Origin of the sequence: Streptomyces sp. OZ13 (genome assembly GCF_052068155.1) — a bacterium.
Lineage (GTDB): Bacteria > Actinomycetota > Actinomycetes > Streptomycetales > Streptomycetaceae > Streptomyces.
The window spans coordinates 1-21,613 of the sequence record NZ_JBQHCZ010000020.1 but is presented as its reverse complement, the minus strand read 5'-3'; the positions used below and the strand labels follow the sequence as shown (position 1 = coordinate 21,613).

The following is a 21,613-nucleotide window of genomic DNA, read 5'->3' as shown; positions in this document are numbered from 1 at the left end:
TTGTGCGCAAAGCGTTGACGGCCACCGATGCGGTTCCTAAGGTGCCGTTCGAAGTTCTGATCGCTGTCCGATATATCGAACGATTTTGAGGATGTGCGTATGGCACGCAGACGATGGCGGCTCGGGCTCACCCTGGGAGCCCTGCTCGCCGGGACGCTCGGCGCAGGACCCGGCGCGGCGGCCGATCCCGCCGACTACACGATCTCCGTCGACGCCGCCGGTACGGGCGCGAAGATCGACGACACGATGTACGGAGTCTTCTACGAGGACATCAACCGCGCCGCCGACGGCGGGCTCTACGCCGAACTCGTGCAGAACCGCTCCTTCGAGTACCGGCCCGCGGACAATGCCGCCTACACGCCACTGACCTCGTGGACCGTCTCCGGCGGCGCGAGAGCTGCCGAGGACGACGGGCGCCTGAACGACCGCAACCGCACCTACCTTTCGATGGACGCCGGCGCCTCGGTCACGAACGCCGGCTACAACACCGGCATCGCGGTGGAGAAGGGGAAGCGGTACGACTTCTCCGTCCGGGCCCGTGCGGGCAGGGCGGCGCCACTGACCGTCACCCTTCACGACGCTGGGGGCGAACTCGCCGAAGGCCGCCGGGTCGTCGCCCGCGGAGACTGGGCCGAGTACACGGCGACGTTCACCGCACGCCGCACCTCCACCACGGGCCGCCTCACCGTCGCCGCCGCGCGGCCGGCCGCGCTCGACATGGTCTCCCTCTTTCCCCGGGACACTTACAAGGGCCGCGAGAACGGTCTGCGCAAGGACCTCGCCGAGAAGATCGAGGCCCTCCGCCCGGGCTTCCTCCGCTTCCCCGGCGGCTGTCTGGTCAACACCGGCAGCCATGAGGGGTACGACGAGGCGTCCGGCTGGGAACGCCGCCGCTCGTACCAGTGGAAGGACACCGTCGGCCCGGTCGAGGAGCGGGCCACCAACGCCAACTTCTGGGGCTACAACCAAAGCTACGGCCTCGGCTACTACGAGTACTTCCAGTTCGCCGAGGACATCGGCGCGATGCCGCTGCCCGTGGTCCCCGCCCTGGTCACCGGGTGCGGTCAGAACCGGGCCACCGACGACCCCGCCCTGCTGCGCCGGCACATCCAGGACACCCTGGACCTCATCGAGTTCGCCAACGGGCCGGTGAGCTCGGAGTGGGGCGGCAGGCGCGCGGACATGGGGCACCCGGAGCCGTTCCGCCTCACCCATATCGGCGTGGGCAACGAGGAGAACCTGCCCAAGGAGTTCTTCGCCCGCTTCCAGCAGTTCCGCGAGGCGATCCAGGCCGCCCACCCCGAGATCACGGTGATCGCCAACTCCGGCCCCGATGACGCGGGGACGACCTTCGACGAGGCCTGGCGGCTCAGCCGCGAGTCCGGTGTGGACATGGTCGACGAGCACTACTACAACAGCCCCCAGTGGTTCCTCGAGAACAACGAGCGCTACGACGGCTACGACCGGAGCGGCCCCGAGGTCTTCCTCGGCGAGTACGCCTCGCAGGGCAACACGTTCGGCAACGCCCTCGCGGAAGCGGCCTTCATGACCGGCCTGGAACGCAACGCCGACATCGTGAAACTCGCCTCGTACGCGCCGCTGCTGGCGAACAAGGACTATGTGCAGTGGCAGCCGGACATGATCTGGTTCGACAACGAGAGGTCCTGGGGATCGGCCAACTACGAGACGCAGAAGCTCTTCATGACCAACGTGGGGGACGAGGTCGTCCCCTCGACCGCTTCCGCCACGCCGACCACCTCCGGGCCCATCACCGGCGCCGTCGGCCTGTCGACATGGGCGACCAGCGCCGCCTACGACGACGTCCGGGTCACCGCCTCCGACGGCACGACCCTGCTGTCCGACGACTTCTCGGGCGGCGACGACCGGTGGACGAAGGCCGCCGGCACCGGGTCCTGGGCCGTCCAGGACGGCGCTTACGTCCAGAGCGACGAGACGGCGGAGAACACCCTCGTCACCGCCGGCGACACGGCCTGGCAGAACTACGACCTCAGGGTGAAGGCCACCAAGAAGTCCGGCAGGGAGGGCTTCCTCGTCGCCTTCGGCGTCAAGGACACCGGCAACCACTACTGGTGGAACCTGGGCGGCTGGAACAACACCCGCTCCGCTGTGGAGAAGAGCGTCGGCGGGGCCAAGCAGACCATGACGGAGAACGCCACGACCGTCGAGACCGGCCGGACCTACGACCTCCATGTCGAGGTGCGCGGACGTCAGGTGACGCTCTATGTCGACGGCCGGAAGTGGGGCGGGTTCACCGACGACAAGGTCGCCGAGCCCTTCCGTCAGGTCGTCACCCGTGACGCGTCCACCGGCGAGCTCATCGTCAAGGTCGTCAACGCCCAGGCATCACCGGCCCGGACGGCGATCGACCTCGGTGCGGGGACCGAGGTGGCGCCGACCGCCCGGGTCACCACCCTGGCGGCCGACCCGGCCGCGCAGAACACCGCCGACGAAAGGCCGGTCCGGCCGCGGTCCTCGACCTTCGACGGCGTCGACAGCACCTTCTCGTACACCTTCCCGGCCCATTCCGTGACCTTCATGAGGATCAGGACCGGGTGAGGAACGCGTGCGGGGTGCGCGCCCGGGCGCGCCCTCCCGCCCCGCGGCTGAACGCCGGGGCGAAGCAGGCCCTTCGTGATCCGGGACGACCGGTTCGAACGGCAACCGACATACCGAACGAGCCGCATCTACGCGGCCTCAAGAGAGCGAGACGAACCATGACGACCAGCAGACGCACCGTGCTGACAGCGGCGGTGGGAGCCGCGGCGACAGCGGCAGCGGCGGCGACGACCCCGGCCGCGGCCGCCGGCACGACGACGGCCCCGCAAGGGACACGCGGCACGCGCGACCCGGTCCAACAGCGATTCGGATCGCTGGCCGACGGCACCGGCGTCGACCTGTGGACGCTCCAGAACGACGGCATCCGTCTGCGCGTCCTGTCGTACGGCGGCATCGTCCAGGGCCTGGAGGTCCCCGACCGCCGGGGGAGGTGGGCGAACGTGTCCCTCGGCTTCGACAACCTGGACGACTACGTGGCGAAGAGCCCGTACTTCGGTGCGGTGATCGGCCGTTACGGCAACCGCATCGCCGGCGGCAGGTTCACGCTGGACGGGACCACCTACCGTCTCCCGGCGAACGACGGCCCCAACAGCCTGCACGGCGGGGACCAGGGCTTCGACAAGCGGGTCTGGGACGTCGAACCGTTCCGGCGGGGCGCCGACACCGGGCTCACGCTGCGGCGCGTCAGCCCCGACGGCGAGATGGGGTACCCCGGCACGCTCACGGTCCGGGTCGACTACATCCTCACGTCACGGGGCGAGTTCCGCGTCGACTACGAGGCGACGACGGACCGGGCCACCGTCGTGAACCTCACCAACCACACGTACTTCAACCTCGCGGGCGAGGGAAGCGGCACCGTCCACGACCACCGGCTGCGTATCGACGCCTCCCGCTACACGCCGGTGGACGCCACTCTCATCCCGACGGGCGCCCTGGCGCGCGTCGCCCGGACGCCCTTCGACTTCCGGCTGGGCAAGCCCATCGGCGAGGACATCCGGCAGGGGCACGAGCAGATCCTCCTGGGACAGGGGTACGACCACAACTTCGTGCTCGACAAGGGGATCACCGCGCAGCCGCGGAAGGCCGTCACGGTCACCGAGCCCACGTCGGGGCGGGTCATGACGATCGCCACCACGGAGCCGGGCCTGCAGTTCTACAGCGGCAACTTCCTCGACGGCACCCTGAAGGGCACCTCGGGCCGGGTGTACCGGCAGGGCGACGGGTTCTGCCTGGAGACCCAGCACTACCCCGACTCGCCCAACCGGCCGGAGTTCCCCACCACTGTGCTCCGCCCGGGACAGGTGTACCGGTCCTCGACCGTGCACTCCTTCGGCACGCTCTGACCGGGACGCCCACAGCACCGTGCCCCGGCCCTCCGCAGCGGGAGGGCCGGGGCACGGTGCCGCGTCGGGCCGGCCGTCAGGAACCGACCTTCCGCTTGTTCCAGACGTCGAATCCGACCGCGGCCAGCAGCACCAGTCCCTTGATGACCTGCTGGTAGTCGCTGCCGATGCCGACGAGCGACATACCGTTGTTCAGTACGCCGAGGACCAGGCCGCCGATGATCGCGCCGAACACCGTCCCGACGCCGCCGCTCATCGACGCGCCGCCGATGAAGGCCGCGGCGATCGCCTCGAGTTCGAAGTTCACGCCGGCCTGCGGGACGCCCGCGTTGAGGCGGGCGGCGTAGACGACACCCGCGAGGGCCGCGAGCACGCCCATGTTCACGAAGACGAGGAAGGTGACGCGCTTGTCCTTCACACCGGAGAGCTTGGCCGCCGCCTGGTTGCCGCCGAGCGCGTACACATGACGTCCCACGACCGCGTTGCGCATCACGAAGCCGAAGCCGACGAGCAGGGCCGCGAGGAGCAGCAGCACGACCGGGGCGCCCCGGTAGCTCGCGAGCGTGAGGGTGAAGGCCAGGACCGCGGCGCTGAGTGCGGCGCACTTGGCGAGGAAAAGGTTCCTGGGCAGCACGTCGAGCTCGTACTTCTGCTGGCGGCGGCGGTCCCTGACCTCCTGCCACAGGGCGAACGCGAGCAGCGCGAAGCCCATCAGCAGCGTGAGGTTGTGGTAGTTGGTGACCGGCCCGATCTCCGGCAGATAGCCGGTGGCGATCTTCTGGAAGCCCTCGGGGAACGGCCCCAGGGAGCGGCTGCCGAGCAGGATCTGCGTCCCGCCGCGGAACAGCAGCATGCCCGCCAGCGTGACGATGAAGGACGGGATGCCCACGTACGCGATCCAGAAGCCCTGCCACGCGCCGGCGAGTGCGCCGATCGCGAGGGAGAGGACGAGCGCGAGCACCCAGGGCACATCGTGTTCGACCATCATCACCGCGGCCGCGGCGGAGACGAAGGCCGCCAGCGAACCGACCGACAGGTCGATGTGGCCCGAGATGATGACGATCATCATGCCGATGCCGAGCACGAGGATGTAGCTGTTCTGGAGGACGAGGTTGGTGACGTTGTTCGGCAGCAGCAGGACGCCGTCGGTCCATATCTGGAACAGCACGACGATGAGCGCGAGTGCGACGAGCATTCCGTACTGCCGCATGTTGCGTCGTGCCGCGTCGAGCAGCAGTTCCTTCGTGCCGTGGCGCGTCGGCGGTGGCGTGCTGGGGGAGGCGCTGGTCGGCGCGTCGGTGGTGGCCGGGCCCATGTCGGTTACCTCTTGTCGCTGGTGCTGGTCATGTGGCGCATGAGAACTTCCTGGCTCGCCCGGTCACGAGGCACCTCGCCCGTGAGGCGGCCCGCGGACATCGTGTAGATGCGGTCGCACATGCCGAGGAGTTCGGGGAGTTCGGAGGAGATGAAGACGACGGCCTTGCCTTCCGCGGCGAGCCGGTCGATGACCGTGTAGATCTCGAACTTGGCACCCACGTCGATGCCGCGCGTGGGCTCGTCGAGGATCAGCACATCGGGCCCGGCGAAGATCCACTTGCTGAGGACGACCTTCTGCTGGTTGCCGCCGGAGAGCCGGCCCACCTGCTCGAAGACCGTGGGCGCCTTGATGTTCATGCTGCGCCGGTAGGACTCGGCGACGCGCCGCTCCTCGTGTTCGTCCACGACACCGCGCCGGGCGACCTTCGAGAGTGCACTCATGGTGATGTTCCGGCCGATGGTGTCGATCAGGTTGAGGCCGTAATGCTTGCGGTCCTCCGTGACGTACGCGATGCCGTGGCCCACCGCCTCGGGGACGGTGCGGGTGCGGATCTCCTTGCCGTCCTTGAGGACGGTGCCGCTGATGTTGCGCCCGTAGGAGCGTCCGAACACGCTCATCGCGAGCTCGGTACGGCCCGCGCCCATCAGCCCTGCGATACCCACGATCTCGCCCCGGCGGACGTTGACCGACACCTGGTCCACGACCTTGCGCTGCTGGTCGATCGGGTGGTGCACGGTCCAGTCGCGGACCTCGAGCGCCGGGTGCTCACCGGGCTCCCCGGTGTACGGGGTGCGTTCGGGGAAGCGGTGGTCGAGATCCCGGCCCACCATGCCGCGGATGATGCGGTCCTCCGTCATGTCGCCGTCGCGCACACCGAGGGTCTCGATGGTGCGCCCGTCACGGATGACGGTGACCCGGTCGGCGACCTCGGCGATCTCGCCCAGTTTGTGGGAGATGATGATCGAGGCGATGCCCTGTTCCCTCAGCTCCTTGATGAGGGACAGCAGTTTGGCGCTGTCCTCGTCGTTGAGCGCGGCCGTCGGCTCGTCGAGGATCAGCAGTTTGACCTTCTTGGAGAGCGCCTTGGCGATCTCCACGAGCTGCTGCTTGCCGACGCCGATGTCCGCGACCCGGGTCTGCGGGTGCTCGCGCAGGCCGACCCGCTTGAGCAGCGCGGCGGCGTGCCGCAGCGTCTCGTTCCAGCTGATGATCCCGCGCGTGGCGTGCTCGTTGCCGAGGAAGATGTTCTCGGCGATGGACAGGTACGGCACCAGGGCGAGCTCCTGGTGGATGATCACGATGCCGCGGTCCTCGCTCGCCCGGATGTCCTTGAACGCGCACGTCTCGCCCTGGAAGAGGATGTCCCCCTCGTAACTGCCTTGCGGGTGCACCCCGCTGAGCACCTTCATCAGCGTCGACTTGCCGGCGCCGTTCTCCCCGCAGATGGCGTGGACCTCGCCCGGCGCGACGGTCAGCGTCACGTCGGACAGGGCCCGCACCCCCGGGAACGTCTTGCCGATGGACCGCATCTCCAGGATGGGTTCCACCGCCGGGGCCCCCGGCATCAGAGGTCGCTCGCCTTGATGTAGCCCGAGTCGACCAGCACCGTCTTGTAGTTCGTCTTGTCGACGCTGACCGGGTCGAGCAGGAAGGCCGGCACGACCTTCGTCTCGTTGTCGTAGGTGGTGGTGTCGTTGACCTCGGGCTTCTTGTCGTTCAGCACGGCGTCGGCCATCTGGACGGCCTGCTTGGCGAGCGCCCGGGTGTCCTTGTAGACCGTCTGTGTCTGCTGCCCGGCGATGATGGACTTGACCGAGGCGACCTCGGCGTCCTGCCCGGTGACGACCGGGTAGGGCTTGGCCTTGGTGCCGTAGCCGTCCGACTTGAGCGCCGAGAGGATGCCGATCGATATGCCGTCGTACGGGGAGAGCACCGCGTCGACGGTGTCCGAGCCGTACGAGCCGGTCAGCAGGTCGTCCATGCGCTTCTGCGCGGTGCCGCCGTCCCAGCGCAGGGTGGTGATCTGCTCCAGCCTGGTCTGTCCGCTGCGGACGACGAGCTGCTTCTTGTCGATGTACGGCTTGAGGACCTTCCAGGCGCCCTGGAAGAAGAAGCGGGTGTTGTTGTCGTCGGGAGAGCCGGCGAACAGCTCGATGGTGAACGGGCCTTCGGCGCTGCCGTCCTTCAGCCCCAGCTTGTCCACGATGTAGCCGGCCTGGAGTTCGCCGACCTTCTCGTTGTCGAAGGAGGCGTAGTAACTGACGGCCTCGCTGCCGAGGATGAGGCGGTCGTAGGAGATGACCTTGACGCCCTGCTCGCTCGCCTGGCGCAGCACGTCACCCAGGGCCCGCCCGTCGATGGCCGCGACCACGAGGACGTCGACACCCTTGGTGATCATGTTCTCGATCTGGGAGACCTGCTGGTCGACGTCGTCCTCGCCGTACTGCAGGTCCGTCTTGTAGCCGAGCTTCTTGAACTCGGCGGCCATGTTGTTGCCGTCGGCGATCCAGCGTTCCGAGGACTTCGTCGGCATGGCGATGCCGACGGTGGATTCCTTGCCCCCTTCCGGCTCCTGCTTGCTGCCGCCCGTGCTGCTCTGGCCGCAGGCGGCGAGGGACAGGGCGAGGGCGGCGGTGATCGCGGTGACCGCGGCTCGGCGGTTGCGCATCTTCATCAGTCCTTAGGTGAGGGCACGGCCGCCGGAGAGGCGGTGGCAAGGTCGGTGACGGGCAGATCGGTGGGACCGGTGACGGACGGGCCGGTCTCGGGGAGGTCCGTCACGGGAAAGCGGTGCAGGGGACCGGGGAGACGCGAGCCGAGCGGCGACATCCCGCCGTCGGCGCCGAGACGGGCGAGCAGGTCGAGCGTGAGCCGCCCGCGCCGGACCCGTTCCCGGGCGGAGGCCAGCATCGTGTCGCGCATGTGGGCGCCGTACGGGTAGAAGCCGGGTGCCTTGCTCAGCCCGAACTTCAGATAGAGGGGAGCACCGCGCCGGATGAGCTCGGCCGCCTCGTACATGCGCACATAGCCGCCGAGGTCGTCCGGCGCCTCCACATAGAGGTCCATCGGTGCGGCACTGGCCCGCCGGATCTCTGTGAGGTGGGCGAGCGTCAGGTCGGAGGGCACGTTGACCGAGTCGGCGCCGAGTCGTTCATGGACGGCGTACGCCGCCGGATTCACCGGACCCACCAGCGCGGACACCTTGAACGTCATGTCGGCCGGCAACACCCCTTGCTCGCGCAGCCGGTGCAGGCACCAGAGGACTCCTTCGTCGGCGACGAGGAGGCAGCGCACGCCGAGGGCGGTCGCGCGAAGAGCGTCCTCGACACAGCCGGCGAGTGCGTCGTGACCACGGGCCCGCAGTCCTGAGCCGCCGGAGTCCGTGCGGGTCGAGGCTCCGATGTCCCAGCTGCCGCGCGGCCCGGTGAACAGGCAGAGCTCGATGTCGCGTTCGGCGCAGGCGCCCGCCATCTCGCTGATCTCGTCGTCGGTGAGCATCCACACCCCGCTGCCCTGACTGATGCGGTGGACCGGCAGGTCCAGCCGGGCGGCCTCCTTGAGCACGACGGCCAGCACCTCCGGGCCCTCGCAGGAGGGGATCTCGGTGCGCCAGCTGCCGCCGTCGGGGAACCGGTGCGCGGAGGCGTCCGAGGGGTTCTCTGCGGGCGCGGCCAGGCCGAGTGCGGCGAGGGCCGCTCCACCGGGGCGGCGGGCTCCGGAGGTTCGGGCGGAGGGAGGGGTCACGAGCAACCTCTATTGTTCGAAATATCGGACGTCGTTCGAGATTCTGGGGCGACGTTAAGGATCGAGCCACCTGGGTGTCAATGGGTCGGACGGCCGAACACGAAGATCGCCGACGCCTTACCGGGAACGGTCGCCGGCGATAGACTGTTCGCTCTGCCGATCAAGCGTTGATATATCGAACAAGGGGAAAGCCATGGGACGTCTCGTGCCCGCTGTCACCCGTGCTCTCGACATTCTGGAGCTCTTCCTCGACGGGGACGGGACGCTGTCGGCCCCCGATATCGTCCGGAAACTCCAACTGCCGCGCACCACCGTGCACGAACTCATCACCACGCTCGCGGCCCGCTCGTACATCGTGCCCGTGGACGGCCGCTCCGGCCGCTACCGCCTCGGAGTACGTCTCTACCAGCTGGGCAGCCGTTACGCCGAGCAGCTCGACCTCGCCCACGAGGGCCAGGAGGTCGCCCGCTCCGTCGCGGAGACCTGCGACGAGACCGTCCACGTCGCGATCCTGGACGGCACCCACGTCCTCTACATCGCGAAGGTCGACTCCACCCACGCCGTCCGCATGGTCTCGGCCGCCGGCCGCAGCCTGCCCGCCCACTGCACCGCGGTGGGCAAGATGCTGCTCGCCTCCCTTCCCGACAGCGAGCTCGACGCGCGCCTCGCGCCGGGCACCGAACTGGTCGCCATGACGCCCAACAGCATCACCGATCCGGCCGTCCTGCGTACCGAACTGGAGGCCGTGCGGGAAGCCGGCATCGCGCTGGAACGACGGGAGTCGAACGCGGACGTCAGCTGTGTCGCCGCGCCCGTGCGTGACCGTTCCGGCCAGGTCGTCGCCGCGCTGTCCATCTCCGTGCCGATGATCCGCTGGAGCGAGGAGCGCCGCGCGGAGCTCGAGACGCTGGCCGCCAAGGGCGCCGCCGACCTGTCCGAGCGCCTGGGCCACCGGGCCTCCGCATGAAGGGCATGGAGGTGGCGGTACGTCACGACGCGCTGCTCGGCGAGGGCCCCACCTGGGACCCGGTGGCCGAACGCCTGCTGTGGGTCGACATCCTGCGCTCACGCGTCCACGCCTACGACCCCGCCACCGGTCGCCGTACGGTCATGGCCACCGAGCAGCACGTCGGCGCGGCCAAGCCCCGGGCGGACGGGGGCCTCGTCGTCAACCTCCGTGACGGTGTGGGACTTTACGACAGCGACGGCGCCTTCCGCTGGCTGCACCGGGATCCGGTCCCGGGGTGCCGGGGCAACGACGCCGCGGTCGCCCCCGACGGCTCGCTGTGGACGGGGACGATGCGCTACGACGAGGCGCCGGGCGGCGGAACGCTCACCCGGACCACGCCGGACGGTACGGCGACCACCGTCCTCTTCGACGTCACCGTCAGCAACGGCACCGGCTGGAGCCCCGACGGCCGCCGGATGTACTACATCGACTCGCCGACCCGCCGTATCGACGTGTTCGACCTGTCTCCCGAGGATCCCCTGCCGGTGAACCGGCGTCCGCTGGCCGTCGTCGAGGGCGGCGCGGGCTACCCCGACGGACTCACCGTCGACGCCGACGGATGCGTCTGGGTTGCCCTGTGGGACGGGGCCGCGGTGCGCCGCTACACGCCGGAGGGCGTGCTCGACCGCGTCGTTGAGCTCCCCGTGCGACGGCCCACCGCCTGTGCGTTCGGCGGCGCGGGGCTCACCGACCTGTATGTCACGTCCGCCCGCAAGGGGCAGACCGCGCCGCACCCGCTGTCCGGCTCGCTGCTGGTGCTGCCCGGCGCAGGACTGGGGCTCGCTCAGCCCGCCTTCGCCGGCTGAACCAGGGACCCCTCTGCCGGTGTGGCGGAGGGGCCTGTCGGGGCATCGCCGGGGTCTCAACTGCCAGCATTGTTCGGCGAGTCGAACGTCGTTCGTCATTTCAGCGAAAGCCATTGACGTCCGGTTTCCCCGCGTCTACGGTCCCGTTCGAAGTTGCGAGCGAGCGTCGAAATTTCGAACACCAGGTATCGACGGTTCCGCCCCCGCATCCCCTCGCCCGATGAAGGAGCCGCCCTTCATGAACTCCCCGCGCCCCCGGCAGGGCCACCGCCTCAGAGCGGCCCTCGCCACCACCGCCGTCACCGTCGCGCTCATCGGCGCCGGCGTCCTCCCCGGCCACGCCGCCCCCGCCCCGGCCACCTCCGCGGGCTATCCGGACCCCCGTCCCGTCACCGGCGACACCGAGGTCCACGACCCCTCCGCCGTCCTCCTGAAGGACGGCACGTACGTCGTCTACTCCACCCACGGCAAGATCGAGGCCCGCACCTCACGCGACGGCAGGACATGGCAGCGCGCCGGGTCCGCCTTCACCGACATCCCCGACTGGTGGCGCGCCTACTCCGCGGAAGGCGACCCGTGGGCGCCCGAGGTCACCTACCGCGACGGCGTCTACTGGCTCTACTACGCCGTCTCCTCCTTCGGCTCCAACCACTCCGCGATCGGCCTGGCCACCTCCCGCACCGGCAGGCCCGGCACCTGGGAGGACCGCGGAACGGTCTTCGCCACCACCACCGGCGACCACTACAACGCCATCGACCCCGCCATCCTCCAGGCACGCGGCCGGCTCTGGATGTCCTTCGGCTCGTACTGGACCGGCATCCGCATGATCGAGCTCGACCCCGCCACGGGCAAGCCCCGCACCGCCGACCCCGAGGTCCTGCACCTCGCCACCCGCCCCGACGAGCCCTACGCCGTCGAGGCGCCCTACATCGTCGAACACCAGGGCCGCTATTACCTGTTCGTCTCCTACGACCGCTGCTGCGCCGGCACCGACTCGACCTACAACATCCGCGTCGGGCGCGCCACGCACCCGGCCGGTCCGTACTACGACCGCGACGGCACCGCGATGACCGACGGCGGCGGTGAACTCCTGCTCGCCGGCCACGGCCGGTACCTCGGCACCGGCGGTCAGTCCGTCCTCCGCGACCGCGGCCGGGACGTCCTCGTCTACCACTACTACGACGCCGACGACGCCGGGGTGCCCAAGCTCGGCCTCAACAGCCTGACCTGGGGCAAGGACGGCTGGCCCGTCGTCACCCCCTGATCCCCCGAACCTCCCGGAAGGACACCATGCCCGACAGCAACGCCCGCTTCACCCTCGACCCCGCCTTCACCGTGGGCGAGGTGAACCCCCGTCTCTTCGGCTCCTTCGTCGAGCACCTGGGCCGCTGCGTGTACACCGGCATCTTCGAGCCGGACCATCCGTCCGCCGACGAGGCCGGGCTGCGCACCGACGTCCTCGACCTGGTCCGGGAACTGGGCGTCACCGCCGTCCGCTACCCGGGAGGCAACTTCGTCTCCGGCTACCGGTGGGAGGACTCCGTCGGCCCCGCCGACGAGCGGCCGCGCCGCCTCGACCTCGCCTGGCGGTCCACGGAGACCAACCGGTTCGGGCTGAGCGAGTTCATGGCCTTCCTGGGGAAGATCGGGCCGCAGGCGGAGCCGATGATGGCCGTGAACCTCGGTACGAGGGGCGTGGCCGAGGCACTCCAGCTCCAGGAGTACGCCAACCACCCTGCCGGCACCGCCCTTTCCGACCAGCGCATCGCGCACGGCGACAAGGACCCGTTCGGCATCCGCCTCTGGTGCCTCGGCAACGAGATGGACGGCCCCTGGCAGACCGGTCACAAGACGGCGGAGGAATACGGCCGGCTGGCCGCCGAGACCGCCCGTGCCATGCGGCAGATCGACCCCGACCTCGAGCTGGTCGCCTGCGGCAGCTCCAGCCAGGCCATGCCCACCTTCGCCACCTGGGAGGCGACCGTCCTCCAGGAGGCGTACGACCTCGTCGACCACATCTCGCTGCACGCCTACTACGAGGAGATCGACGGCGACCGCGACTCGTTCCTCGCCTCCGCCGTGGACATGGAGTCGTTCATCGAGAACGTCGTCGCCACCTGCGACCACGTCGGAGCCCGGCTCAAGTCGAAGAAGCGCATCCAGCTCTCCTTCGACGAGTGGAACGTCTGGTACATGAAGCGGTTCGAGGCCGAGAGCAGGGCCAACCCCCTGGACTGGCCCGAGGCCCCGCGGCTGCTCGAGGACAACTACAGCGTCACCGACGCCGTCGTCTTCGGCTCGCTGCTCATCACCCTGCTCCGCCACGCCGACCGGGTCACCGTCGCCTGCCTCGCCCAACTCGTCAACGTGATCGCCCCCATCATGACGGAGCCCGGCGGGCCGGCCTGGCGGCAGACCACGTTCTTCCCCTTCGCCCAGGCGTCCCGCTACGGGCGGGGCGAGGTCCTCGACGTACGCGCCGACTCGCCCACCTACCGGACCGCCGCCCATGGCGAGGTGCCGCTGCTGCACGCGACCGCCGTACGCGACAAGGACACCGGCGCCGTCACCGTCTTCGCCGTCAACCGGAGCCAGAGCGACCCGCTGCCGCTCCAGGTCGCCCTCACCGGGCTGGACGTGACCCACGTCGAGGAGCACAGCGTCCTCAGCGACGCCGACCCGGAGGCCCGCAACACCCTCGCGGAGCCCGAGCGCGTCGTGCCCCACGCGGGCGAAGGGGCCGTCCTCGCGGACGGCGTCCTCGACGTCACGCTCGAGCCCCTGTCATGGAACGTGATCCGGCTGACCGCCGGCTCCTGACACGCACAAGCCGCCGCCCGCCCCCGGTCGCGTCAGGCACCGGGGCCGGGCGGCCCTCCCGGGACACCGCACCACACGCCGACCCCTTCTTCCTCGGAGACGAGCCGCCATGCATCCACATCGCCTCAGCCGGCGCCGCGCCCTCGCCGGCGGCATCGGCGCCCTGGCCGCCACCACGGCCCTCGGCCCGCTGTCCGGCTGCGCCGCACCGTCCACCGTCGCCGGACCGGGGCAGACCCGCCTGCGGTTCTGGCATCTGTTCGGCGGCGGGGACGGCGTCAACATGCAGGGCATGCTCGACGAGTTCCGTGCCGAGCACCCGGACGTCTCCCTGGAGGCGGCGACCCTCCAGTGGGGTGCCCCCTACTACACGAAACTGGGCATGGCCGGCGCCGGCGGACGCGCGCCCGAACTGGCCGTGCTGCACCTGGCGAGGCTCGCCGGTTTCGCCCCCGGCCGGCTCATCGACCCCTTCGACCTCGACCTCCTCGCCGACCTCGGGGTCCGCGAACAGGACTTCCCGGCCGGCATCTGGCAGCGCGGCCGGGTGGCCGGCGAGCAGTACGCCGTCCCGCTCGACACGCACCCCTTCGTCCTCTACTTCCAGACGGAGGTGTGCGAGAAGGCCGGCCTCATGGCGGGCGGCCGGCTCAAACCGATCGAAGGAGCCGAGGAGTTCGCCGACGCGCTGCGCGCAGCGAAGAAGGTGACCGGTCGGCCCGGCCTCGTGACCGAGACACTCGGACCCGACTGCATCACCCCGTGGCGGCTGTTCGCCACCTTCTACTCGCAGACCGGCGGCAAGGTCCTCTCCGAGGACGGCAAGCGCCTCTCCCTCGACGACACCAAGGCGCTGCGGGTGCTCGAGTACATGGCCGGCCTCGCGGAGGAGGGGCTGATGGTGCGCCGCGCCGACTACGGCGCCTCCGTCGGCATCTTCAACGGCGGAAAGACCGCCTTCCACCTCAACGGCGAATGGGAGATCTCCTCCTTCCGCACCACCGGCATCCCGTTCTCCATGACCACCGTGCCCACCCTCTTCGGCCGGCCCGGCACCCAGGCCGACTGCCACGCCTTCGTCCTCCCGCACCAGGCCGCCCGCGGCGGCGCGACCAACGAGGCCGCGCACCGGCTCGTCGCCTGGATGCTCCGCAACTCCGTCGCCTGGGCCGAGGGCGGCCATGTGCCCGCGTACCTCCCGGTATTGAAGGATCCCGCGTATCTCGAACTGAAACCGCAGTCCGAGTACCGCGGCGTGATCGACGACGTGGCGCTCGACGAGCCCGCATGGTTCACCGGTTCCGCCTCCCGGATGTGGATCGAACTCGGTGCCGTCTTCTCCGGCGTGCTCACCGGGTCCCGCACCCCGCGCGGTGCCCTCACGGAGGCCAAGGCCCGCCTCCGGAACCTCCTCGACACCCCCAACCCACTCCCCGGAGCCGCGTCATGACCACCACCACCGCGGCACCGCCGTCACCGGTGACGAAGCGCGCCGCCGCCCCCGGCGGGCCGGTCCGCCCGGTCCACCGCAAGTGGACCGAGCACGGCCTGGTGTTCGTCACCCCGTTCCTGCTCGTCTACGCCATGTTCCTGATCTGGCCGCTGCTTTCCGGCCTCGGGATGAGCATGACGAGCGAGAACATCACCGGAAAGGAAGGGGCGTTCGTCGGCTTCGCCAACTACGCCGAGGCCCTCGCCGATCCCGACGTCTGGTCCTCGCTGTGGAACACGGTCTGGTTCACGGTGCTCTCCACCGTCCCGCTGGTCCTCGTGGGCCTCGGACTGGCCCTGCTGTCCCACCAGTTGAGGGTGGTGCAGTGGCTGTGGCGGCTCAGCTGGTTCGCGCCGTTCCTGCTGCCGTCCGGCGTCGTCTGTCTGCTCTTCGCGCAGATGATCTTCCCGTCCGGCTTCGGCCTCGCCGACCAGCTGCTGGCCGCCGTAGGACTGGAACCGGGCATCGGATGGCTCAGCGACGAGCGTTACGCCATGCTCTCCGTCGTGGCGACCACCGTCTGGTGGACCGTCGGCTTCAACTTCCTGCTCTACCTCGCCGCCCTCCAGGCCATCCCGGTCCACCTGTACGAGGCCGCCGAACTCGACGGCGCCGGGGCCTGGAACCGGCTGTGGCACATCACCCTGCCGATGCTGCGCCGCACCACCGGACTGGTGGTGGTCCTCCAGGTGCTGGCATCTCTGAAGATCTTCGACCAGGTCTACATCATGACCGGCGGCGGTCCGGACGAATCGACCCGGCCGATCCTGCAGTACGTCTACCAGCAGGGCTTCACCGGCTACCGCATCGGTTACGCCTCCGCGGTGTCCTACATCTTCTTCGCCCTGATCCTGATCGTCTCCCTGGTGCAGCCGATGCTGTCCCGGCGCCGAGCTGAGGAGGCCGCAAAGTGAGCGGTTCCGCCACCATCACCCCCCGTCGCGCGCCCCGCACGGCCTCCGACGCCGGATCCACGGGCCGCCGGCCCCGCTGGAGCGCGGGCAGGATCACTCTGCTGGTCGTCGCCCTGGCCCTCACCGTGGCCTGGCTGATCCCGCTCGCCTGGGCGGTCGCCACCTCGCTGAAGCCGGAGGGCGAGACGACGAAGACCCCGCTCGAGTGGTTCGGTTCGCGGATCACGTTCGAGGCGTACACCAAGGTGTGGGAGTCCGGCGACCTGATGCGCTGGATGATGAACTCCGCGTACATCTCGGTCATGACGACCGTGCTGACGGTCCTGACCTGCGCGATGGCCGCGTACGGCTTCACCCGCACCGACTTCCGCGGCCGCAAGCTGCTCTACGGAGTGGTGCTCGCCGGCATCATGGTGCCGCCGCAGGTGCTCATCGCCCCGCTGTTCACCGAGATGGTGCAGCTCGGACTCGTCGACACCTACTGGGGCGTGATCCTGCCTCAGGTCGCAGTCCCGGCCATGGTCTTCATCCTGGTGAAGTTCTTCGAGGGAGTGCCCCGCGAGCTCGAGGAGGCCGCGTTCGTCGACGGCGCCGGACGCTGGCGGGTGTTCTGGACGATCGTGATGCCGTTGTCCCGACCGGTGCTCGCCGCCGTCGCGATCTTCACCTTCATCTCCACCTGGAACAACTTCCTCTGGCCGTTCCTGGTGACCACCGATCCGGGCGGCATGACCCTGCCCGTCGGCCTGGTCAACGTCCAGTCCTCGTTCGGCGTCCGCTACGCGCAGATCATGGCGGCGCTCGTGATCGCCGGACTGCCCCTGCTGATCGTCTTCATGCTCTTCCAGCGGCAGATCGTGCGCGGTATCGCGCACACGGGTCTCGCCGGCCAGTAGGACGGGCCCGAAGAGCGGGCCCGTCGGTACGGTTGTCCGAAGAAGGAGTCACCGCAATGAGCCGCACAGCACTCCTGCCCCGCCCGCTCGCACGCGCACTGGTGTCGATCCCCCTGGCCACGCTGATGGCCCTGGCCCCGGGTACGGCACTCGCCTACCCGGCGCCGGGGCACGTGACCGGCGACATCGTGGTGCACGACCCCACCATGGTCCGCCGCTCCGACGGCACCTACCTGCTCTACGCCACCGGCGGCGGACTGGCCATGCGCTCGTCCACCGACCGGATCGCCTTCCGGGCCGGAGGCTCCGCCTTCCCCACCGCGCCTTCCTGGTGGAGCCGCTACTCCTCCGTACCGGAGGCATGGGCCCCCGACATCTCGTACCACGGCGGCAAGTACTCGATGTACTACGCCGTTTCCCGCTTCGGCTCCAACACGTCGGCGATCGGCTTCGCGACGTCCTCCACCGGCCTGCCGGGCAGCTGGACCGACCACGGCATCGTCCACAGCACGGACGCGTCGAGCGACCACAACGCCATCGATCCGAACCTGTTCGTCGACGACGACGGAACCTGGTGGCTCACCTTCGGTTCCTGGTGGACCGGGATCAAGATGATCCGCCTCGACCCCGGCACGGGCAAGCAGCACGCCGGCGACAGGACGCGGTACTCCCTCGCCTCCCGTCCCACCGGCAGCCGCGCCGTCGAGGCGCCGCAACTGGTCAAGCGCAACGGCCTCTACTACCTCTTCGCCTCGTACGACACGTGCTGCGCAGGCACCTCGTCCACCTACAAGATCAAGGTCGGGCGGGCCGGCCGCGTCACCGGGCCCTACACCGACCGCGCCGGCGTGCCGATGATGAACAACGGCGGCACGCTCGTCCTCGAGTCCCACGGCCGGGTGATCGGCCCGGGCGGGCAGTCCGTCATCAAGGACGCGGACGGCCACCTGCTCGTCTACCACTACTACGACGGCCAGGACGGTGGCACCCCCAAGCTCGGGGTCAACCTGCTGGGCTGGGGCGGCGGCTGGCCGGCCGTCTACTGACCGGCACACGCAGCACGAAGGCCGGGGCCGCACCGATCGGTGCGGCCCCGGCCTTCGGGTGTCTCAGACGCCGGCGTCCTCGAAGCGCCGCAGCTCGCCCGGCAGCCGCGAACCGAGCGGCGACATCGCGTCGCCGGCGCCGTGCCGGGCCAGCAGGTCGAGCACGAGCCGGCCGCGGCGGACCCGCTCACGGGCGGTGCTGAGGACGGTCTCCCGCAGGTGCAGGCCGGAGGGGTAGATCGACGGGGCCTTGGAGAGGCCGAACTTGAGGTAGATCGGGGCGCCCCGGCGGATCAACTCGGCGATCTCGTACATACGGATGTAGCCGCCGAGGTCGTCCGGCGCCTCCACGTACATGTCCATCGGCGCACCGCTCACCCGGCGGATCTGGGTGAGGTGGTCCAGCGTCAGGTCACTGGGCACATTGAGGGAGTCGGCGCCGAGCCGCTCGTACACTGCGTACGCGGCGGGGTTGACGGGGCCGATGAGCGCGGAGACCTTCAGCGTGGTGCCGGCGGGCAGGAGACCGCGCGACCGTGCCCGGTGCAGGGTCCACAGCACCCCCTCGTCGGCGACGAGCAGACAGCGCACCCCCAGCTCGGTGGCGCGGACGGCGTCCTCCACACAGCCGGCGACCGCGTCGTGCCCCCGGGCGCGCAGCCCGCCGCCCCGCGAGTCGGTACGGGTGGAGCCGCCGATGTCCCAGGTGCCGCGCGGTCCGGTGAACAGGCAGAGCTCGATGTCGCGTTCGGCGGTCGCCTCCACCATCTCGGTGATCTCGTCGTCGCCGAGCATCCAGACGCCGCTGCCCTGGCTGACGCGGTGTACGGGGACGTCGAGCCTGGTCGACTCCTTGAGCACCGCGGCCAGCGCCTCGGGGCCCTCCACGGAGGGGATCTCCACCCGCCAGCGACCGCCGTCGGGGAAGGAGTGCGGGGAGGCGTCGGCGGGGTCGAGGGCCGGGCCCTCGAGCCCGAGGGCGGCGAGGGCGGGTTCACCGGGCCTGCGAGGCGTTGAGCGAGGCATTGCGGACGGGGACATGGATCTCCTCGACTGAAGAAAATGGTTCGATATCACGAACAATGTTCGAGACCTTGGGTGTGGGCCGGGCGGCGGTCGCGCCGCCCGGCGCCCTCGTCTCAGGGGCGCAGCAGCACCTTGCCGACCTCGGGGTCGCCCGATCCCACCAGGCCGATGGCCCGCTCGAACTCGTCGAGCGACAGCTCGTGCGTGACCAGCGGCAGCGGTGTGAGCAGTCCGGCGGCGAAGGCGCGTACCGCATGCGCCCAGGCCGCGGGGGTCGCGCCGAACACGGTCTGCACCTCCAGCTGACGCACCACCAGATCGGTCGGGTCGAGCCCGGCGGCGCCGGCCGCGGGGATGCCCGTGAGCACCAGACGGCCGCCACGCCGCAGCAGACCGGCGGACGTGCGGGCGGCCGTGGCCGAACCGGCCGCCTCGACGACGACGTCGAACTCGTCCGGCAGGGGCAGCTCGTCCACCGTGCGGTACTCGGTCGCGCCGAAGGAGCGGGCGAGTGCGGCACGGTCCGGCCGGGTGCCGACCATCAGCAGCGCGGCGGGGGAGCAGGCGGCGAGCAGTTGCGCTGCGAGCATGCCGAGCGTGCCCGTGCCCACGACGGCGACCCGCTCACCGGGCCGCACGTCCGCCTTGAGGGCCGCCGCGGCGACGCACGCGGCGGGTTCGAGAAGGGCGGCGGCCGTCAGATCGGCGTCGTCGGGCAGCGGGTGTAGCAGCCGGGCCGGGAGGGTGAGGGTCGCGGCCATCGCTCCGGCCTGCGTGAATCCCGTCTCCTCGTAGCCGGCGCCGCACAGGGTGGTGTCACCGGCGTGGCAGCGGTCGCACACCTGGCAGTTGCGGAACCCCTCGCCGACCACCTTCCGGCCGACGAGCGAGCCGGGCACACCGTCCCCGACGGCGGCGACCGTCCCCGACCACTCGTGGCCCGGGGTGACGGGGTAACGGACGTACCCCTCCGGCCGGTTGCCCTGGAACACCTCCCGGTCACTGCCGCAGATGCCGACCGCGGCGACGCGGACCTGGGCCTCGCCGGGGCCGGGGCGGCGGGGGGTGTGCCCGGCCAGCCGGAACCGGCCGGGGCCGTCGAGCACGACCGCCCGCGGAGGGGCCGCCGTGCCGCCGGCACCCGGCGGCTCCGGGCTCACGACTGCTTCCCCTTCGGGGCGCGCTTCTCCCAGCCTTCGGCCCACAGGTCGAACCGGGCCTGCTGCTGCGGGAATTCGGCGGCCGCCTCGGTGTCGAGCTCCACTCCGAGCCCCGGTGCGTGGGACAGCTCGAAGCAACCGGTCTCGGGGTCGACCTGCGGGGCGCCCTTGACGACCTTCTTGATCTCGGCGTCCGCGAAGTCGTTGAAGTGCTCGAGCACCTTGAAGTTCGGTGTGGAGAAGCCGACCTGCAGCGACGCGGCCGTCAGGACGGGGCCGCCCACGTTGTGGGGTGCGACGAGCATGTAGTGCGTCTCCGCCGTGGCGGCGAGCTTGCGGGTCTCCCAGATGCCGCCGATGTGGCCGACGTCCGGCTGGAGGATGTCGGCGGCCTGCGACTCGAACAGCTCGCGGAACTCGATGCGGTCGTGGATGCGCTCACCGGTGGCGACGGGCATGTCGACCTTCTCCGCCACCTTCTTCAGTGCCTTGAGGTTCTCCGGCGGCACCGGCTCCTCCAGCCAGGCCGGCCGGAAGGGAGCCAGCTCGTTCGCCAGGCGCACCGCGGTGGAAGGGGAGAAACGTCCGTGCATCTCGAGCATCAGCTCCGCGTCGGGTCCGATGGCGTCCCGCACGGCCTCGATCAGCGACACGGAGTAGAGCGTCTCCTCGTGGGACAGCTCGTAGTGCCCGGTGCCGAACGGGTCGATCTTCAGGGCGCGGTAGCCGCGCTCCATGACCGTGCGCGCGGCCTTGTGGTAGGCCTCCGGGGTCCGCTCCGTGGTGTACCAGCCGTTGGCGTACGCCTTGACGCGGTCGTGGACCTTGCCCCCGAGGAGCTGCCAGACGGGCACGCCGAGGGCCTTGCCCTTGATGTCCCAGCAGGCCATCTCCACGCACGCGATGCCGGACATCACGATCTCGCCGGCGCGCCCGTAGTCGCCGTACTTCATGCGGCGCACGAGGTCTTCGACGGCGAACGGGTCGGATCCGGTGATGTGGTTGGCCTCGGCCTCGCGCAGATAGCCCACCAGCGCGTCGGTGTGGCCCAGCATCCGGGTCTCCCCGATGCCGGTGAGCCCTTCGTCGGTGTGCACCTGGACGTAGGTGAGATTGCGCCAGGGCGTGCCGATCACATGTGTGCTGATTCCCGTGATGCGCAAGGCAGTTGCTCCAGTCGTGTTCGATATTTCGACAGGCGTTCGAAATTCTGCCGCGACAGTAGGGATGCAGATGAACGCATGTCAATGGGGCGCCGGCGCGCTTGACCGCTTTTCCGTAGAAGCATAGCCTGCAGCCGTCCGAAATGAGGAACGCTGTCCGAAATCTCGAACGTATCGGACGCCATGCAACGTCTTGGAGGCACGCACGTGACTACCACGCCTGTCTGGAGTGTCGACCCCCGTAGCGGGAAGCGGCGGGAGCGGGTCGGGGTGGAGGCGTCGGTGGGGGAGGTGGACGC

The 21,613-nt window shown here is 70.0% G+C and carries 17 protein-coding genes; 10 read left to right on the top strand and 7 right to left on the bottom strand.

The genetic code is table 11. The annotated features are described in order from the left end of the window. The first annotated feature begins 99 nt into the window (after nt 1-99). On the top strand, nt 100-2,577 hold the full coding sequence (locus ACTMTU_RS31695) for an alpha-L-arabinofuranosidase C-terminal domain-containing protein (RefSeq protein WP_441266867.1): 2,478 nt from the start codon (nt 100-102) through the stop codon (nt 2,575-2,577). 158 nt (nt 2,578-2,735) lie between these two features. Further along, nucleotides 2,736-3,920, top strand: coding sequence for an aldose epimerase family protein (locus tag ACTMTU_RS31690; protein ID WP_441266866.1), 1,185 nt, complete (start codon nt 2,736-2,738; stop codon nt 3,918-3,920). Between the two features lie 76 nt (nt 3,921-3,996). Here ACTMTU_RS31690 and mmsB read toward each other — a convergent pair whose 3' ends face one another. From mmsB to ACTMTU_RS31670, 4 genes are read right to left on the bottom strand one after another with little or no spacing between them, the layout of a single operon-like run. Further along, complete coding sequence (gene mmsB / locus ACTMTU_RS31685) at nt 3,997-5,235, bottom strand: multiple monosaccharide ABC transporter permease (RefSeq protein ID WP_441266865.1); 1,239 nt, start codon at nt 5,233-5,235, stop codon at nt 3,997-3,999. A gap of 5 nt (nt 5,236-5,240) precedes the next feature. Then, complete coding sequence (gene mmsA / locus ACTMTU_RS31680; protein WP_441266864.1) at nt 5,241-6,803, bottom strand: multiple monosaccharide ABC transporter ATP-binding protein; 1,563 nt, start codon at nt 6,801-6,803, stop codon at nt 5,241-5,243. Continuing rightward, a complete protein-coding gene (chvE, locus tag ACTMTU_RS31675) occupies nt 6,803-7,906 on the bottom strand; it encodes a multiple monosaccharide ABC transporter substrate-binding protein (protein ID WP_441266863.1) in 1,104 nt (367 codons plus the stop codon). The genes mmsA and chvE overlap by 1 nt, the downstream gene beginning before the upstream one ends. Nucleotides 7,907-7,911: 5 nt before the next feature. Beyond that, nucleotides 7,912-8,982, bottom strand: coding sequence for a hypothetical protein (locus tag ACTMTU_RS31670; RefSeq protein ID WP_441266862.1), 1,071 nt, complete (start codon nt 8,980-8,982; stop codon nt 7,912-7,914). Nucleotides 8,983-9,175: 193 nt separating this feature from the next. On the opposite strand from ACTMTU_RS31670, the gene ACTMTU_RS31665 reads away from it, so the two are divergent. The 8 genes from ACTMTU_RS31665 (at nt 9,176) to ACTMTU_RS31630 (ending at nt 17,965) form a co-directional block, all read left to right on the top strand. Continuing rightward, entirely contained in the window at nt 9,176-9,949 is a 774-nt protein-coding gene (locus tag ACTMTU_RS31665; protein ID WP_441266861.1) for an IclR family transcriptional regulator, read from the top strand. Beyond that, nucleotides 9,946-10,797 (top strand): SMP-30/gluconolactonase/LRE family protein, encoded by an 852-nt coding sequence (locus tag ACTMTU_RS31660; protein ID WP_441266860.1) that lies wholly within the window; start codon nt 9,946-9,948, stop codon nt 10,795-10,797. Before ACTMTU_RS31665 ends, ACTMTU_RS31660 begins: the two co-directional genes overlap by 4 nt. A gap of 238 nt (nt 10,798-11,035) precedes the next feature. Beyond that, nucleotides 11,036-12,061, top strand: a complete 1,026-nt coding sequence (locus ACTMTU_RS31655) for an arabinan endo-1,5-alpha-L-arabinosidase (protein WP_441266859.1) — start codon at nt 11,036-11,038, stop codon at nt 12,059-12,061. Between the two features lie 26 nt (nt 12,062-12,087). Next, the gene (gene arfA / locus ACTMTU_RS31650; protein WP_441266858.1) at nt 12,088-13,617 is read left to right on the top strand and encodes an arabinosylfuranosidase ArfA; all 1,530 of its coding nucleotides are present in this window, start codon (nt 12,088-12,090) and stop codon (nt 13,615-13,617) included. 109 nt (nt 13,618-13,726) lie between these two features. After that, nucleotides 13,727-15,067 carry an extracellular solute-binding protein gene (locus ACTMTU_RS31645; protein WP_441266857.1) on the top strand — a complete coding sequence of 447 codons (1,341 nt, stop codon included), beginning with the start codon at nt 13,727-13,729 and terminating at the stop codon, nt 15,065-15,067. Next, nucleotides 15,064-16,023 carry a carbohydrate ABC transporter permease gene (locus tag ACTMTU_RS31640; protein ID WP_441266856.1) on the top strand — a complete coding sequence of 320 codons (960 nt, stop codon included), beginning with the start codon at nt 15,064-15,066 and terminating at the stop codon, nt 16,021-16,023. The genes ACTMTU_RS31645 and ACTMTU_RS31640 overlap by 4 nt, the downstream gene beginning before the upstream one ends. Next, the gene (locus ACTMTU_RS31635; RefSeq protein ID WP_441266855.1) at nt 16,020-16,919 is read left to right on the top strand and encodes a carbohydrate ABC transporter permease; all 900 of its coding nucleotides are present in this window, start codon (nt 16,020-16,022) and stop codon (nt 16,917-16,919) included. The genes ACTMTU_RS31640 and ACTMTU_RS31635 overlap by 4 nt, the downstream gene beginning before the upstream one ends. 56 nt (nt 16,920-16,975) lie before the next feature. Next, nucleotides 16,976-17,965 (top strand): arabinan endo-1,5-alpha-L-arabinosidase, encoded by a 990-nt coding sequence (locus tag ACTMTU_RS31630; RefSeq protein ID WP_441266854.1) that lies wholly within the window; start codon nt 16,976-16,978, stop codon nt 17,963-17,965. Nucleotides 17,966-18,028: 63 nt separating this feature from the next. On the opposite strand, the gene ACTMTU_RS31625 is transcribed toward ACTMTU_RS31630, so the two are convergent. The 3 genes from ACTMTU_RS31625 to ACTMTU_RS31615 all read right to left on the bottom strand — a co-directional run bounded on the left by ACTMTU_RS31625 (nt 18,029) and on the right by ACTMTU_RS31615 (nt 21,314). Next, nucleotides 18,029-19,006: a hypothetical protein gene (locus tag ACTMTU_RS31625; RefSeq protein WP_441266853.1), complete on the bottom strand. Its 978-nt coding sequence runs from the start codon at nt 19,004-19,006 to the stop codon at nt 18,029-18,031. A 98-nt stretch (nt 19,007-19,104) separates the two neighbouring features. After that, complete coding sequence (locus ACTMTU_RS31620) at nt 19,105-20,151, bottom strand: zinc-dependent alcohol dehydrogenase (RefSeq protein ID WP_441266852.1); 1,047 nt, start codon at nt 20,149-20,151, stop codon at nt 19,105-19,107. Further along, entirely contained in the window at nt 20,148-21,314 is a 1,167-nt protein-coding gene (locus tag ACTMTU_RS31615) for a mandelate racemase/muconate lactonizing enzyme family protein (protein WP_441266851.1), read from the bottom strand. Before ACTMTU_RS31615 ends, ACTMTU_RS31620 begins: the two co-directional genes overlap by 4 nt. Between the last annotated feature and the right edge of the window lie 299 nt (nt 21,315-21,613).